The following is a 16,469-nucleotide window of genomic DNA, read 5'->3' on the forward strand; positions in this document are numbered from 1 at the left end:
GAGTCCTAACACGCAATTCAATAGTATTGCGTTGCCAACCCGTTGATTTTCTATCCCTCACCGTGGCCCGATCGACTTTTAAAACCTGCCTGACATCCATGCACGGCTTACCGCAATTCTTGAAAATAGCGCCAAAGACGCACCAGCTTCTGCCTCTCGGCTTTTCTCATAGGCTCCGAAACAGATTTCAGCCCTCAGCTAAAAATATAAATATAACCGCCACGCCTGCGACCGCGCTTGATCCAAAATGGACAAAACATCGCTTAATCCATATAAAATAAAATAATATGAACAATACAACATCAAAAAATATGAAATTATGTTTCTCGTAATAAATATAAATGAGAAATAATGTTTTTTCCTATGGAAATTATATTCACCATATTCGCCCACGATGGTGAGATGGAGGTTTCATGCCTACAATTGCAATTCGCATAGAGTGGCTGACGGGGCTGAAAATCCATATATTCTCCAACCTCCGCCTATATGGCAGTTGGGATTCAAATGGCAGTTTCTCTGATACTCCATGGACAGAAGTGCCGATGTCGCCCTTCAGCGCGGAAGACGGCTGCCCGGCCTGGAGCGCTGTCGTCCAACTGGAGCAAGGGCAAAGCTTTCGTTGGGGCATTCGGGCAGATAGTCGGGAAAGGCAGGATAGCTGGGGCATCGTAACGGAAGTTCCGGACCCGCTTTCGGCGAGCCAATATCGCACTTTTCGCGCCAATCATGATCATCAGGTCGAGCGTTATTATCTGACCCATTGCCGCAGGCTGGGCGCAAACAAGCGCTATGTGAAAGGAAAATCCAAGCCGCGTATCGAATTTGCGTGCCGTGCGCCCCACGCCGCAGACGTGCAACTGGTGATCGGTGAGCCGGCGAGCGGCTACATCACGCCCACAGGAACCGGTGTGCAGGCCAGCTATTCGATGATCCGCGACGAGGAGGGCATCTGGCGGACCGCACAAACAGATCCAGTCTTCGCAAGATTTTCCGACTGGGACCATAAGCCTTATATGTACCGGATCGTGCGCGACGACGGCAGCGTGGTTTTCCGCAGCGACATGTTCGCGCGCTGCCAGATCGGAAGCGGCCGCAAGGACCCCGCCAGTCCAGAGCCTGGCGAACCGCCCTGGGACGGTACCCGTTTCGACCTGAAGGGCACGAAATCCTGCTCAGTGGCTATCGACCCCGAACGCGTTACGGAACTACTGGACGAAGGCGTCTTTCCCGAAACGCGTTGGCTGGACAACGCTGATTTCTGGAAAGACGAGTTCGACCCAGCACGCCCAGTCCCTGCTTCCTTCAACGACCTCGTAATCTATGAGTTACATGTCGAGGGTCTGGGCTTCGGGAAGAAAAAGCCCGGCACATCAGAAGAGGCGCCCGGAACCTTCGAGGATGCGATCGCCTTCCTCGACCATCTGGTCGTCCTCGGGATCAACGCGGTCGAGTTGCTGCCGCCGATGGAGGCGGAAGCCTTTAGCTGGGGCTATGGCACGTCCCATCATTTCGCCACGGAATATGCCGGCGGCGGGCGCGACCAGTTGAAGCATTTCATTCGTGCCTGCCATCAGCGCGGCATCGCTGTAATCTTCGATGTGGTCTATAATCATTGGGTTGAGGATGCCGAGCGGTCACCCGACCTCTATGACAGCATAAGAGACGACCGGAATTTCCATTATTGGCATGAGGGGCGTGACGAAGACTGGCCGACGGGCGCCCATGGTCGCCATAATGGCGGCTACATCCAGAATGGATCGAGCGGCAGGCTTCCCAATCTGCGCGAAGAGGGGATGCGCAAGCTGTTCACGAGCAGCGCGTGCATGTGGCTCACCGAATTCCATGTGGACGGATTTCGCGTCGACCTGACACAGGCATTCCATCGCGACAATGTGCTGGAGGGCAATGGCCAATCCCTTCCCGTCGCGAACCAGTTCGGCATCAAATTCTTGCGGGAATGGGTGCGGACCGTGCGGTTCATCAAGCCGTCCGTCATGCTGGTGGCCGAAGATCATAGCGACTGGCCCGCTATCATCCAGCCGCAGGAAACAGGCGGTATCGGCTTCGATGCGATCTGGTGGGCGCAATGGTATCATAATCTGATCGGCGACTCCCAGTCGAACCTAGACAGTGCCCGGTTGCTGCATGTCGCCGGTCAGGGGAGCGATCTCCCTCTCGCCATGGATCGACTGGGCGACAAGATCGCGCAGACGGCGAAAAGAGTGGTCTATCACGAGTCCCACGATCAGGCCGGGAACGCGACCTATAGCGAGAATGGCGTCAACCTTGCCTCCGCGCGGACAATTCAGGTCGCGGTCAACAATGTCCTGGTCGATGAAACCCGGTTCTGGGCGGAGGCCAGAACGCGCGCAGTAGCGGGCCTGTCCCTGCTCACGCCCGGCGTTCCGATGTTTTTCATGGGCGAGGAAGTCGGTGCCCAGGAACCCTATCGCTATCATGACTGGATCCATCACCGCGAAGATCTGCTCGCCATGCGGCAAGGCGGTGGTGCGCGACTGTTCGCTTATTATCAGGATGTGATCGGCCTGCGCCATGCCCAGCCAGCATTGCGCTCGGCAGAAGTGATGATCGTCCACAGCCACAATGCCAACCGCGTCCTCGCCTATCGCACATGGCAGGGCGACGAGGATTTTCTGGTCGCGCTCACCCTGAACAACGGGGGTTTCCCCGATGGCTATGTGTTCGCGCACCCCGCTATCGCCGACGGTCTGTGGCGAGAGGTGCTGAATAGCGACGATGCCCGTTTCGGCGGCAGCGGCATGATCAACAGCGCGCCCTTGCAGGCCAGCGACAGCCGCATCAATCCGCGCCTGCCCGCCAATGCGATCATCGTCCTGCAACGGGAAACGGATCGATGATCCATCAGTTCATTTTCGCAGGCCCCAAGCCGGGCCTTAGCGCCGAGGCATTCCAGAGCTACTGGATCAACTTCCATGCTGTGGACTTTGCCGCCAGAATTCCACAGATCAGGCAATATCTGGTTTCCCGTCGCCTGCCGGTCACGACCGGCCGCGACCTGCCCTTTTTCGAAGGGGTCGCCGAAATCTGGCTCGCTGACGAGGCGGAGCAGGTCCAGTCATTGCAAAGCCCGGAATTTCTCGACGGCGCGCGCCGGGACGAACCGCGTTGGGCGGCCTTCTGGCAAACGCTCGGCCTCGACACCTCCGTTGTTCGGATAGCTGGCGATGAACTCGATGGCAGCATCCAGTCGGTCAAGCTTTACCTGCTTCTGAAACGAGCGCCGACGCTGACGCTGGAGACATTTCGCGACCGGTTGCTGGAGGAGCGCGCAGGCTCACCAGTGGAGGGCGCCAGCGACCATATGGCCGGCTTCGTCAACGCCAGTGCCTATGGTGTCGGAGAACCGCGTTTCGACGCGGTCGAAACGATCGCCTTCGCCGACCTGACCGCGCTGGAGCGCGCGCTCTCCGGCCGGCTCGGCACACATATCCGCGAAGGCTGGGCCTTCTGCGACCCACGCTATCTGTTCGCCTTCGCGGGGCAGGAACATTGGATCATTCGACCGGGTGATCGCTGATTGCAGGAAAACAGGGGGGCTGAAGATGCTGTTCTATGTCCAGATGCGATGGAATTATCAGGGGCGCATTTCGCAGGACGAACTGTGGCAACTGGAAGAACAGGAAGGGGTGCACGGGATAGAGGGCATCCGCGCCGGCTTTGTCCAGCTTTACAAGGTGGTGTCGCAACATCGGATCATCGCGATTGTGCAGTCGGATTCGCTCGAAGACCTCGACCGCAATTCCATGGGCTGGCTTCCCATGCGCGAATATCTTGAGTTCGAAGCGGTCTGGCCGCTGCGCGACTATGAAGGTTTTATCGAAGATGTGCGCGGCCGCTTTCCTCGCGAGGGCGCCCCTCGCCCCGCCCCGGCATCGACGCGGGAAGTGGCGCAGGCCTGGTTCAACAATCTGGGCAAGGGCGACTTCGACGCCGCGCTGAAGCTGGTCCATACCGATGTGTCCTGGACCAATATCCCGCCCACGCCGGGCGTCTCCGATCTTGCGCCATGGCTTGGCACCTATCAGGGGTTGCCGGCAGTAATCGACAGCTTCGGCGTCTGGGCCAAATATTCCAGGATGCTTTCCGCCTCGGTGGTGGGCGACCTCATCGTCGATGGGGACAATGCCATAGCGATCGTGCACGAACATGCGCAGTGCCTTGCGAACGGCATCGAATATGACCTGATGGTCGCAACCCGGCTGCGCGTGGTCGATAGCAAGATCGTCGAGTGGCAGGTCTATTGGGACCCCTCTCCGCTGATCCACGCCTATCGGAATCTGTGAGGCTTCGATGGCACAGCAAGCCAATCTCATCGACGCCGTGCGCGCCCGCGATCACACAGAGGTAGACGCACTGCTGTCCGGCGGCGCTGACCCGAACATGCCGGATCAGGCAAGCGAGCTCACCCCGCTCATGTTTGCCGCGGGGCTGGGGGACAATCAATTGGTTTCTCGGCTGATCGAGGCTAACGCGCTCGTCAACGCGATCGACGGGCTAGCAGGCGGTTCCGCCCTGCATAAAGCCTGTCAGGGCGGCAACATGGCATCTGTCATGACGCTGGTCGACGCAGGCGCCTGGATCGACCTCCAGACGACGACGACCGGCCATACGCCCTTGCTGGAGGCTATCTGGTTCACGTCGGACGACATCGCCGAATATTTGATCGCACGGGGTGCGCGGATGGAACTGACGACCCATTATGGCTTCACGATCAATCAGCATGTCGACTATGCGCTCGTCGTCAATACATCGCCGCAGGCCAAGGAACGCTTGCTCCGCATTCGGCAACTGATTGCCGACAGAAGGGCGCGGGACAAGGCCCTCACGGACAATAGCCCCCTATTTGCCTCGACGCTTGCCAGCGATTCGGCCGGGGTGCGCAAGGCGATCGCCGACGGGGCGGACATCGAAGCCCGCTATCCGATCGTCGGCAGTTTCAGCGACGGCCATACGGCGCTCCTCATCGCCGCGCGCGACGGCCTAGACGAGATTGTGCGCCTGTTGATCGACGCGAAGGCGAACCCCAATGCCATCGAGCCTGTGTTCGGCGCCGTGCCCCTGCACAAGGCAACCTATCATGGATACGCCGGGATTACCCGTGCCCTTGCCGCCGCGCCGGGCGTCGACCTGAATTATCAGGGCCCGTCCAACGGGTATACGCCACTGCATGACGCGCTGTGGCACGGCTTCCCCGATTGTGCGGCAATCCTGCTCGATGCTGGCGCGCGCCACGACCTCGTCGCGCTGGACGGCAAGACCCCGCTCGACATCGCGCGCGAGACATTGCCCGCCGGCTCCCCCCTGATCACCCGCCTGCAATCGCTGTCCGGAAACAGTCCGAGCACCCCGACCACATAGTGTGTCCCCCGAAAGGAGTAGCATGATGCAACAGCAGAGTTCTTCCCCTTCCCACAGCAATTACACCCAAAGCATCACGCTAACAGGAATGGTCGGCGCCGTTCTGACGGCCAGTCTCCAGTTCGAGCTGAAGTGTGCGAACGGGGAGATGTTCCTCATCACCGTAGGCGGTGGCGGCGGCACCAATTATGATGTCGTGCGGAACATGGATGGCCTCGACCGCAACCGCATTCCGAACCCCGATCCCTATAATCCCGGAAACCCCGCCGACGAACTGCGCAAATATATCCGCCCCGACACGATGGTATCGGTTCGCGGCGTGGAGGTGGAGCATCAGGGCCAAAGGGCGATCTGGGCACAAAGCGTCACCCTGATGGTCGGCGAACAGGGCAATTATATGTTCGAGGACACCCACTGGTGGCTGACCCAGATCGCGCGCTTTGCCGATGAATGGCTGGACGATCTGTTCCAGGATCGCCGCACCTATGAATGGGACGATTTCTCGGCGCTCTACAGGACCAACCTCAACATCCTTGGCATGCCCACCGATGACAAGGTGCAGGAATGCGCGACGCTGTCCCGCCTCAACTATGGCCTTTCATCGGCTTACCTGCTGACCGGCGCCGAACGCTATCGCCTCGCTGCAAAAGCCGGCGTGAAATATCAGCGCGAAACGTTCCGCAGCCTCAGCCATGACGGCAAATATTGTTTCTGGCAGTTCGGCAAACGCCAGCGCGAGACCGGGGCGAACATCATCATCGGATCGGAAAATCCCGACGATGCCGGCACGATCCCCCTGTATGAGCAAATCTATGCGCTGGCCGGCCTGACCCAATATTTCCGCATCAGCCAGGACTGGAGCGTCCTTCAGGACATTCACCGCACCATCCGCGTATTTCAGGACTTTTATCGCGACGATCCCGCCTTTGGCTATGGCGGCACCGGCGGCTATTTCTCGCACCTCGACCCCGCGACGCTAAGGCCCGACGTGGCCTCGCTCGACCAGAACCAGTTGCGCAAGAACTGGAACTCGGTCGGCGATCATATCCCCGCTTATCTGGTCAACCTGATCCTCGCGCTCGACCCGGTGCCGCAGGATGCGCGCAATACGCATGAGAGCGAGGAACTGCTGGAAGTCTGCCGCGGCATCCTCAAGGAAACCTCGGAAATCATTCTCGATCGTTTCCCGGACAAAGACCCCGCCATTCCCTATGTCAATGAACGTTTTTTCGCGAACTGGGAGCCGGACCATCAATGGGGATGGCAGCAAAATCGCGCGATCGTCGGTCATAATTTCAAGATCGCCTGGAACCTGACGCGAACCGCACATTATTACCGGACGCTGGCGGCAAAAGGGGATGCGGACGCCGCTGCGCACAGCAGCTATGCAGACAGGCTGGAAAAATTCGCCACCGAACTGCTCGACCGGATGAGCGAGGTCGGCATCGACCTGCTGCGCGGCGGCTGCTTCGATGCTGTCGAGCGCGAACCTGTCCCCGGCATGCCAGTGCAGTTCGCCTGGAGCAACACCAAGGATTTCTGGCAGCAGGAACAGGCGATCCTTGCCTATCTCATCCTCCACGGCGTCACGCATAATCCCGACCATCTCCAGCATGCACGCGCGATGATGGCCTTCTGGAACACCTATTTTCTGGACCATGACAATCGCGGCGTCTTCTTCCGCACCACCGACATGGGGATGCCGGTCATCACCGGCACCTATGGGCAGAAGGCCAGTCATGCGGTGGCGGGCTATCACAGCTTCGAACTCAACTATCTCGCCCACACCTATATCTGCCTGTATGTCCGGCCGGAAGGCCGGGTGCAGACGCCCGAGGGCACGTCCGCCTTCCCCGTCGTGGACCATAATTTCTGTCTGTTCTTCCGGGTCGAGGCCGACTGCCCCCACCGATCGCTCAACGTGCTGCCGGACTTCGTCCCACCCGGCTCGGTAGAAATCGCGTCGGTCGTGGTCGGTGGCGTGCCGCGTGAACCCGATGAGTTCGAGAAGGACAAGTTTCAGATCACTCTCTCCGACGAAGATCTCGACAAGCAGATCATGGTCGAATTCCAGCCGCTCGGCGGGGTCAATCCTGCGGGGAGGGCCAGCGAGGCCATAGGCGCCAAAGATGCCTTTTACGACATGGAGGGCAAGCCATGATCCCGCCTTCTCATGCGCCCCGCATCGAGGATGCGCGGATCGCAGTCGTCCTGGAAAGCAACTATATACCGGATGAGATCACCGCCTATCAGGAACGTTTCGCGGCGCTCGGTGCGACCGTCGATCTGGTGTCCCGCCTCTTCTACGGTGACTATCGCCCCGAAAGGGCGATCTTCTACAGCGATGTCGATCCCAGCTCTCCGCAACCCATGGCGCAGCGGCAACAGATCGAGGTCGGCATCGACGTGTCGGACGTCCATCTCCACGACTATGACGCCATCATCATGGCGGCCTGCTATACCAGCGTCAGGCTACGCTATGGCGGCGATATCGGCTGGAGTGACGCAGGGTGGCATGCCGCGAACTGGTCGCCGGTCGATCATGTCCGGTCGGCGCCAATCGTTGAACTGTTCGACAGAGCCATGGATATCCCGTCCTTGATCAAGGGCTTCCTCTGCCATGGCTGCTGGATACTCACGCCCAACAAGGCCCGTCTCAAGGGCCGCAAGCTGATCTGTCACAGCGTCGTCATGGCCGACATTCTCAATTGCGACGCCATCATCGTGCCCGAACCGGTGGTGGTGGACGACGACCTCGTCACCGCTTTCAGCAAGCATGAAGTGCATCTGTTCATCGACGCCATCGCCGGCGAGATCGCCCGCTGCCGTCAGGAAAAGGCAAAACCATGACCCGCAAGATACTCATCATGCTATCCGAATGGGGATATTGGGGCGAGGAGCTTATCGGCCCGCTCGAAATATTCGAGGCCAGCGGTTACGAAACGCGCTTCTGTACGCCGACCGGCCGGCGCCCCTATGCGCTGCCGCCATCCATGGACCCGACCTATATCGATCCACCGCTCGGCAAGTCGGTGACAACGAAAGAGATGGCGGACAAGGTGATCGCGATCAACGATCCCGCCAATCCGAAGCTCGACACCCCCCAGAGCCTGGCCGACTGGTTCCCCCGCAGGCCCTATTGGAGCGGTCGCGACATCAACGGAAGCCCGATTCCGAACGATCCGGATCGCGACGACAAATCGGTCCTGCGCCAATGGGAAGATTATTATATCGCGCGCGCCGCCGCACAGGCAAAGGTGACGGACGAGTTCGCCGCCCTGCTGATCGTCGGCGGCAGCGGGCCGATGATCGATCTCGTCAACAATTACCGGGTCCATGACCTGTTGCTGGGCTTTGTCGATCGCGACATGCCGGTGGGCGCAGAATGCTATGGCGTCGCCTGCCTCGCCCAGGCCCGCGACTATACGGTCCGCCGCAGCATCATATGGGGCAAGCATGTCACCGGTCATGCGATCGAATATGACTATACGGATAATACCGGCGTGCTCGACCCGACCATGCCGGGTCAGATGCTGAACCACCCGGATGGCCGTTTCGTCAATCTCGGCACGCCCTTCTACACGCTGGAATATATGCTGCGGGATGCGACCGGTCCGGACGGCGGGTTTCATGGCAATGTCGGGCGTGCGACGTCGGTCCTGGTCGACTATCCCTTCATCACCGGTCGTTCGACCCCCGATTCCGTGCTGACCGGGGAAAAGATGGTGGACGTGCTGGAAAACGGCCTGCGCCGCTATGGCTGGTGACGGCGGGGCCGGTCCGCCGCCAGAAGCGCGGGTCGCCTTCTTCCGGCAACTGCTGGCCGACGGCATCACCACCATATTCGGCAACCCCGGCAGTTCGGAGGAATCCCTCCTAGACCTGCTACGCGATCCAGCGTTCGCGGATATCCGCTATTATCTCGCCTATCAGGAGGGCGTCGCGGTGGGCATGGCGGATGCCCATGCCCGCGCAGCCCCTGCCGTGGAACGAGCGGGCGATCTGCACGCCTGGCGCCGCCCCGCATTGGTTCAACTGCACAGCTATGCGGGCTTGGCCAATGGGCTGGGCATGATGCAATATGCGCGGCGCGGCTATGTGCCGATGGTGGTGATCGCGGGCGAAGCCGGGCTGCGCTACGATGCGCTGGACGGGCAGATGTCACAGGATCTGATAGCCATCGCGCGGCCCTTCGTCAAGTCGGACGTCAACGGTCCCTGCGCCTGGCGCGTGGTCGATGCGGATTCGCTGCTGCGCCTGCTGCGGCGCGCGATCAAGGCGGCGGCGACACCGCCGATGGGACCGGTCTTCCTTGCGCTGCCTATGGATGTACTCGACCGCCCTTGCACGGAGTCCGTGGCCGCTTCAGCCCCTGTCTTCTCCATGGTCGCCCCCGACAAGCGCGCCATAGAGGAGGCCGCCGATCTGCTGGCGGCGGCGCAGCGCCCGCTCCTGCTGATGGGAGACGGCATTGCCGCCGCAGGCGCGCAGAATGCGCTGACCGAGGTAGCGGAACTGCTGGGCGCGCCCGTATGGGGCGGCAATGCGTCCGAGTTCAACATGGACCGGGGCCATGATCTGTTCGCCGGCGATCTGGGCCATATGTTTGGCGGGGCCAGCAGGCCTGTCCTGTCGGCCGCCGACGCGATTCTGATCTGCGGCACTACCGTCCTGCCGGAGGTCTTCCCACTCGCCACAGGCGTCTTCGCGCCCGACGCCAGTCTCATCCATTTCGATATCAACGGCTATGAGATCGGCAAGAATTTCCCGATGACCATCGGCGCGCTCGGCGATCCACGGCTCAGCCTGGAAGCCTTGGCGACAGCCCTCCGGCAGCGCCTGGACAAAGGCAGGATCGCGGCAAGCCGGCAACGCGCAAAGCAATTGGGCGAGGCCAAGCGCGAACAGCGAGCCGTGCTGGTCGAAGCCCATCTGCAACAGGGCGACATGATGCCGCTGCGTGCCCACCGCTTCATGCGGGAATTGGTCGCAGCGATCCCCGACGACGCGCTGATCTTTGACGAGGCGCTGACCACCTCGCCCGAACTCCTGTGCTACCTTCCCGTGAAAGGCGCCCGCTATTTCCAGACGCGCGCGGGAATGCTGGGCACCGGCCTGCCCGGCGCGCTCGGCCTCAAGGTCGCGTATCCGGACAAGCTGGTCATCGGGCTGGCGGGCGACGGCGGCGCCATGATGACGATACAGGCGCTGGCGACGGCGGCCCGGCACGACATCGCCGCCAAGTTCATCATCTGCAACAACCGCAGCTACCGCATCCTCAAATATAATCTCCAGACCTATTGGCGCGGGCGCGACGAGGCCGACACACAGGATTTCCCAGACAGTTTCGACCTCAGAAAACCAGACCTGCGCTTCGACCTCCTCGCGCAGGCGCAGGGTGTGCAGGGCGAGCGGGTCGAAACCGCCGAGCAGATTGCCCCCGCCATCGCGCGGATGCTGGCGCATGACGGCCCCTATCTGATCGACCTGATCATTAGCGGGGCTTTGTAGCGCCGGGGGAAGAAAACCGCCCGGGAAAGGATGTGCCATGCCGAGCTATTTCAAGCGCTACTATCTCGATGACGTGAAGCTGGCGCAGCGCGCCTTGCTCGAATTCCATCGCAGCCTGTTGTCGGGACGGATGATCGCCTTCACCGGGGCCATGACGACCGAAGGCGCCGGCTATGGCACCTGGGATCAACTCGTCGAAACCTATGCGCGCATCGCGAGCCGGGTGAAGGAGAAGAAATTCGGGGAAGCCGACGCCCTGGAAGGGCTGATCGCTCCGGCACAATTCACACATCACGCAGCGATCGACAAAGTTCTGGGCTATCGTGGCAAACCGGGTGAGAAAAATAGCTATCGTTTCGACGTGCGGGTCGCGCTGGGCCTCATGGAGGAGGTGGTCGTCGGCCACGACGGCGCGAATGACGATCCGCCGCCCAGGATCGAAACCAGCGCCTTTGAACTCGACCGGTGTCACGAACCGATCGACATGTTGTCGATCAAGCTCGCCCATTATTTCCGGCACGCCTATCGCACGCAAACCACGCGCAAGGGCCGCAGCGACCTGTACCGCATACTCGGTCACAGCGGAGATGAGCCGCAGGAAGTGGTGGAAGCGCTGCTCCATTCGCTGGGTGTCAGGCGTTTTGCCACGCTCAACTATGATTTCGAGCTGGAGCGGCAGACCATGCTCCGGGATCGCCTCAACAGCGCAGACCCGCCCGATGCATTCGACGCACTGCGGGCGCTGCGTATCGCGGGAAAAGATGCTTTCCTTTGGGCGCTGGACAGCGGGCGAATCCGCCGCGTTCTGGCGACGGGTCAGGCGATCGAGAGCGACATATTGAACCGGGAACGGATCGACCGGATGATCGAATTCGCGGTCGGCGCGGATGATGTCGACCAGCATATCATCCATATGCACGGCCGCGCGTGCGATCATAAGTCGATGATCCTCAGCTATCGCGATTATGACCGGCTGTACCGGCGCAACGATCTGTACAAACTCCCTTTCGAATTTGCCCAACGGGTCATGATCGGTGGCAATCCGGTGCTTTTCGTCGGCCTCGGCATGTCGGAGCAGGAGGTCAATCAATCGCTTCAGGATTTCGTCAGCAGCAGCCCTTATCAGCGTATGGCGCCGACCTTCCTGTTCTGGAACCTCAACCGGCCGCGCAAGGACATGACGGCGGATGACTGGCGGGAAGCGGAGATGTTGCGGCTCGACCGTTTCCACCGGCTCGGCGTGCTCACCATTTTCGATGCCGACCTCCCAACGCCGGACGATACCGAGATCAAGAACTGCCTGATCGATCTGAAGGACAAGGCATGGAAGACCCAAGCCCTGGCCAGCATGCCCGACACCAGGCGCGCCGCAGAAATCCATAATTTGCGCTGGCTGATCGAGCACAGCGCCGCCGCAGCGACAAAAGTCGCCAGTCGGGAAAACTATACCGACGCCACCCGCTTTCGCGAAATGGAGGAGAAGGTCGCGATCGCCAATGGCCCGGTCATTCTCTGGGAATTGTCGGATGGCGGATCGGAGAAACTGGACCGCGACAATCTCGACATCGCGGTAGCGAGCATCGCCGAAAAGTTGAAAGCGCCACATCCCGCCATGTTGTGCGTGGTCGGACGGCAGGGTCGCGGCCATGGCTCGCTTGCCTTCAACATGGCGAACAGAGCCGACGAATTCGGTTTCCTGCGTAAAAACACGCTGCTGATCAATGGCAGCTTCAGCTTCGATACGGACAGCCTGCTCGACGCGGTCACCCGCTTCATCAGCAAGCGTCGCGACGATGCTTATTCGTCGGGAGACGCACGCACGCCTCAAATGAGCCGAGGTGATTATTTCCGATCTCTGATGGACTTCACCCCCATCGCGGGGGGTGCCCCCCTCCTCATCGTCATCAACGGCATGGAGCGTTTCTTCAGCCTCGACGGCGGACTGCTGAGCGCGGAACTGGACGAATTATTCGATATTGCCGCCAAGGGCGATATGCCCGGCATCCGCTGGCTGCTGTTCGGGTCGGAACGTGTTGCCAACTATATGAAACATCGCAAAGTCGGGATCCTGCGGGGCGACGACTACAGGGCCCACACCATTGCGACCTCGCCAGACCGGGCGGACGATGACAGCCTGCCCTTCGAGCGCCTCGACATGATCCGCATGGCGTTCGACAGCAAACTCAAGGGTCCAAGAGCCCCGGCCTTGCTGGCGCCTGCCGCCTATCGCGTGCTCAGGGAAGCCGTGCACAGCTTCCGCGCGCATTCGTCGAGCCGCATCAGCGGCGACAGCATGGCAATGCGTCGCGCCTTCTATGACATGTATCTGGGCAATATCCTCGACGAAGCCCTGCGCGAGAGCGGGAAGGACAAGCAGGATATAGCCCTGGTCCGGGAAATATTGCGCGCCTTATCCTTCATCGGCCTTCCCGCCGAAGCGGCTGTTCTGGAACATGTCCCGAAAATCAAACAGACTGGTGAACCAGCACCGGACATCGATCACATCGAGCATATGCTGAAGGAGATGATCGACCTCGGCCTCGTCATTGCGATAAAAGGATATACTGACGGCGTGGTTGGCAAGCCGCGCTACACGCTGCCCCGCACCCTGATGAGCGAATTGCGCTACCGTTTCAGCGTGCCGCTTACCGAGGCGAAGCTCTCGACCGCTTTCAACATGTCGCTCTACATCGCCCAGCCGGCAGATGGTTTCATTCCCGAACCCGACATTCATGACGAACTGGGCAATCTTATTGATCATCTTATCGGGGCTTATCGCGACGATGCTCGCAAGGGTGATCCGCTCAAAGAGGAATGGCGCGGCCCGATCGATACGATATTGGCGGACATCGTGCCGCATGAGCGACTGCCGCTCGACGAAGTCCGGGTTCGCCGGGACGGCGAAGAGACGGCCGTCCCGCTGGCCAATCAGATCGATGCTCTATGCAGGGTCGAGCATATCCAGCGATTGCGCGCCGCGCTTGCGTTGATCCGGGGCTATTATACCACCACCGACCTCCTCACGCTGGACGTCGGTGACCGGCTGATCCGGGAGGATCGCGACGGCATATTGCTGGAACATGCCGAACGACTGGACTGCCTGATCGACGCCTATGGCAAGGTCGCCATGGCGCGGGACAGGTTGCGCGCGGCCGAGCCGCAGAAGGGCCGCATGGCGCAGGAATATGGCATGGTCGAACCGCTCTACGCCGACGAACTGGTATGGCTGCACAACGAACGCGGCGTGGTCCGTCTGGCAATGGGCGACCTGCCGGAAGCCGCTGCCTCCTTCGACCGGGCTTTCGATGTGAACCGGCGCCATGTCGAGCGGGATGACCGGGCCCATAACTGGCGCCGCATCAGGCTCAACCAACTCACCATCGACATCGAAGCAGGCGAGATTTCGCTCTGCCTGCGCAAGATCGAGGAAATACTTGCCATATCGCGCCGGCGAGATTTCATTCCGGCCAAGACCACACAGGACCATGCCCCCCAGCATGACGCGGTGGTCGAAGACGAAGAGGACATCGCAGACGATGTCGACCATCACGGCGGACGGCTGCGTGAGGATCGGCTCGCCATCGCTATCGCCCGTGGCTATCGGGCGCGGGCACGGCACCTTCAGGGGGACACGCACCGGGCCGAGATCGACTATGATTTTTCGATCAGGGAACTCGCCGCACTGGAGGAGACACGGGGGCAGGCTTATTTCCTCCGACTGCGCGCCGAAATGTCGCCCGAACATCGCGACGGAGACATTGTCGCAGCGCTCAGGCTGGCGCGCTCAACCCGGCAGATGGATATCGTCTACCGCCTCAACATCTTGACGGCCATCGTCAATCTGACAGCGGATGCGCAGGACGGGAAGGTGGATCGCGCCGGCGCACAGCAGATGCTCGACAATGCCATGCGCTATGCGCTCCAGACCGATATGCACCGCATCCGTGTCGAGGCGGGCGCGGCGCTGGCCGAAACCCGCCTCAAGAGCGGCGACTATGAAGGGGCGCTGCGGAATGTTTCCGATGCACTGATGGTCGCGACCCGGTTCGGCATGGAATTGCGCAAGATTCTGCTGCGATCGCTGATGGCGCGCATCATGGTCAAGCGCGGCCATCCGATCACCGCAAGCAAGCTGGCCCTGACGACGATCAAGATCGCCAGCCGCCGAAAATTTCAACTGGCCATCGAACATGCCGAGGAAACGCTGCTGGGCATTCCCCATGTTTCGGTCATCACGGACGTCATCGACGCTTCCATGCGCCGGCAGATTTAGCGATGGCCTTTATCCCCCCTGCATAGGGGGCAGGCCCACGCATTGGGGTCAGGGCCAACTGAAGGCAAAGCGCAACGCGTCGCTGACCGAACGGATGGGCACGGTGATATGCCCTTCATCCGCATAGACATGGGATTGCAGGCGAAGGCCATAAGCGGACAGTGGCTCCATTCGCTTCGCAAAAGCCTCGGCATCCCAGCGTTCGAGCGCGGTTTCTTCCAGTTCACCCGATACGACCAGAAGGCGGCTGGGGCTGGTCACGGCGCCCGATTGCAGGCCCGCCACGAAATTACGTTCCTGTTCCAGCATGCTCTTGTCCCAGAACAGCGAAGGGCTGGCGGCGATGATGGCATGGAAGGCGTTCGGCCGCGAAAACAACGTGTGGATCGCGAACAACCCGCCCAGCGAATGGCCGAACAGCGCCTGCCGCTGCGGATTGATCTTGTAGCGCTGGCCAATCTCCGTGCGGAGCTTCCCGGTCAGGAAGTCCCGAAACTTGTCCCACCCCCCGCTCCTCTGCTCCTTGAAATCGACGTCCCAGGGCGGCGGCGGCGGTCCGCCGGTGAAATCATAGAGGCGGCGCATGTCATAGGCATCCTGCGTGGGATAGCCGACACCCACGACGATCGACTTGCCGATATCCGGCGTCTCCATCATCGCCATCAATCGCCGCGTTTCGGCAAAGCCCCCGAATATGGCATTGCCGTCCAGAACATAGAGCACCGGATAGCCGCCTGCGGGCGGTTCGCCCTTTTCCGGGTAGGAGACGAAGATGCGATAGACCTCGCCGCTGTCGGAGGCAATGTCCCAGGTCGCTGTGGCTGGCATGGTATAGCCGATCATCGTCGGCTTTTCCGCCCTGGCAGACGCGGCGCAAGCGGGCGCCGCCAGCGTCAGCAACGCAAGCGAGGTCGCGATCCTGCTCATGTTCGTCATCTCGACCTTCTCGTCATTGTCATGGCCTTTCACGATCCAGGAAGAATGCGCGCGCTGCAATGTGAGAGATCTTAGCGAATTTCAGATGCGGGTCATCGTTTATGCCAATGAATTTTTGTTATTTTATTTCCAACCTTCAAACTGCAGTGAGTAGCCCCTAGTTTTCTAGACGCCTTCTGCTTTCAAACTCTGCTGCCGTTCGAACTCGATCGGTGGCAGCATCCCATTCCTGACGTGATTGCGCACCGGATTACAGAGATCGATCACGACAGCCAGATAGGCGAAGCCCTCCAGGGTGCGGATGTAGGTGATGTCCGTCACCAAAGCCCGATCGGGAGCTACAACATCG

The 16,469-nt window shown here is 60.5% G+C and carries 10 protein-coding genes and 1 pseudogene; 9 read left to right on the top strand and 2 right to left on the bottom strand.

Annotated features, from left to right (window positions below; translation table 11 throughout):
• Positions 1-542: 542 nt before the first annotated feature.
• Genes BMX92_RS20315 through BMX92_RS20355 form a run of 9 tightly spaced genes read left to right on the top strand, consistent with a single transcriptional unit; the run spans position 543 to position 15,184 of the window.
• Positions 543-2,879, top strand: a complete 2,337-nt coding sequence (locus tag BMX92_RS20315) for an alpha-amylase family glycosyl hydrolase (protein WP_218145811.1) — start codon at positions 543-545, stop codon at positions 2,877-2,879.
• Entirely contained in the window at positions 2,876-3,559 is a 684-nt protein-coding gene (locus BMX92_RS20320; RefSeq protein ID WP_093019924.1) for an EthD domain-containing protein, read from the top strand. Before BMX92_RS20315 ends, BMX92_RS20320 begins: the two co-directional genes overlap by 4 nt.
• Before the next feature lie 25 nt (positions 3,560-3,584).
• Positions 3,585-4,325 carry a nuclear transport factor 2 family protein gene (locus BMX92_RS27455; protein ID WP_177185165.1) on the top strand — a complete coding sequence of 247 codons (741 nt, stop codon included), beginning with the start codon at positions 3,585-3,587 and terminating at the stop codon, positions 4,323-4,325.
• A gap of 7 nt (positions 4,326-4,332) precedes the next feature.
• A complete protein-coding gene (locus tag BMX92_RS20330; protein WP_093019926.1) occupies positions 4,333-5,400 on the top strand; it encodes an ankyrin repeat domain-containing protein in 1,068 nt (355 codons plus the stop codon).
• Between the two features lie 22 nt (positions 5,401-5,422).
• Positions 5,423-7,561, top strand: coding sequence for an AGE family epimerase/isomerase (locus tag BMX92_RS20335; protein ID WP_143066830.1), 2,139 nt, complete (start codon positions 5,423-5,425; stop codon positions 7,559-7,561).
• Positions 7,558-8,250: a hypothetical protein gene (locus tag BMX92_RS20340; protein ID WP_093019930.1), complete on the top strand. Its 693-nt coding sequence runs from the start codon at positions 7,558-7,560 to the stop codon at positions 8,248-8,250. Before BMX92_RS20335 ends, BMX92_RS20340 begins: the two co-directional genes overlap by 4 nt.
• Entirely contained in the window at positions 8,247-9,167 is a 921-nt protein-coding gene (locus BMX92_RS20345; protein WP_093019932.1) for a type 1 glutamine amidotransferase domain-containing protein, read from the top strand. Before BMX92_RS20340 ends, BMX92_RS20345 begins: the two co-directional genes overlap by 4 nt.
• On the top strand, positions 9,157-10,911 hold the full coding sequence (locus BMX92_RS20350) for a thiamine pyrophosphate-binding protein (protein WP_093019934.1): 1,755 nt from the start codon (positions 9,157-9,159) through the stop codon (positions 10,909-10,911). The genes BMX92_RS20345 and BMX92_RS20350 overlap by 11 nt, the downstream gene beginning before the upstream one ends.
• Before the next feature lie 37 nt (positions 10,912-10,948).
• Complete coding sequence (locus BMX92_RS20355; RefSeq protein WP_093019936.1) at positions 10,949-15,184, top strand: SIR2 family protein; 4,236 nt, start codon at positions 10,949-10,951, stop codon at positions 15,182-15,184.
• A 48-nt stretch (positions 15,185-15,232) separates the two neighbouring features.
• Here the strand turns inward: BMX92_RS20355 and BMX92_RS20360 are convergent, their stop codons facing one another.
• A complete protein-coding gene (locus BMX92_RS20360; protein ID WP_218145812.1) occupies positions 15,233-16,111 on the bottom strand; it encodes an alpha/beta hydrolase in 879 nt (292 codons plus the stop codon).
• Positions 16,112-16,285: 174 nt separating this feature from the next.
• Positions 16,286-16,469, bottom strand: a pseudogene (locus BMX92_RS20365) (hypothetical protein); the annotation flags it as partial.

The sequence above is a fragment of the Sphingobium sp. YR768 genome (genome assembly GCF_900111125.1).
Classification (GTDB): domain Bacteria; phylum Pseudomonadota; class Alphaproteobacteria; order Sphingomonadales; family Sphingomonadaceae; genus Sphingobium.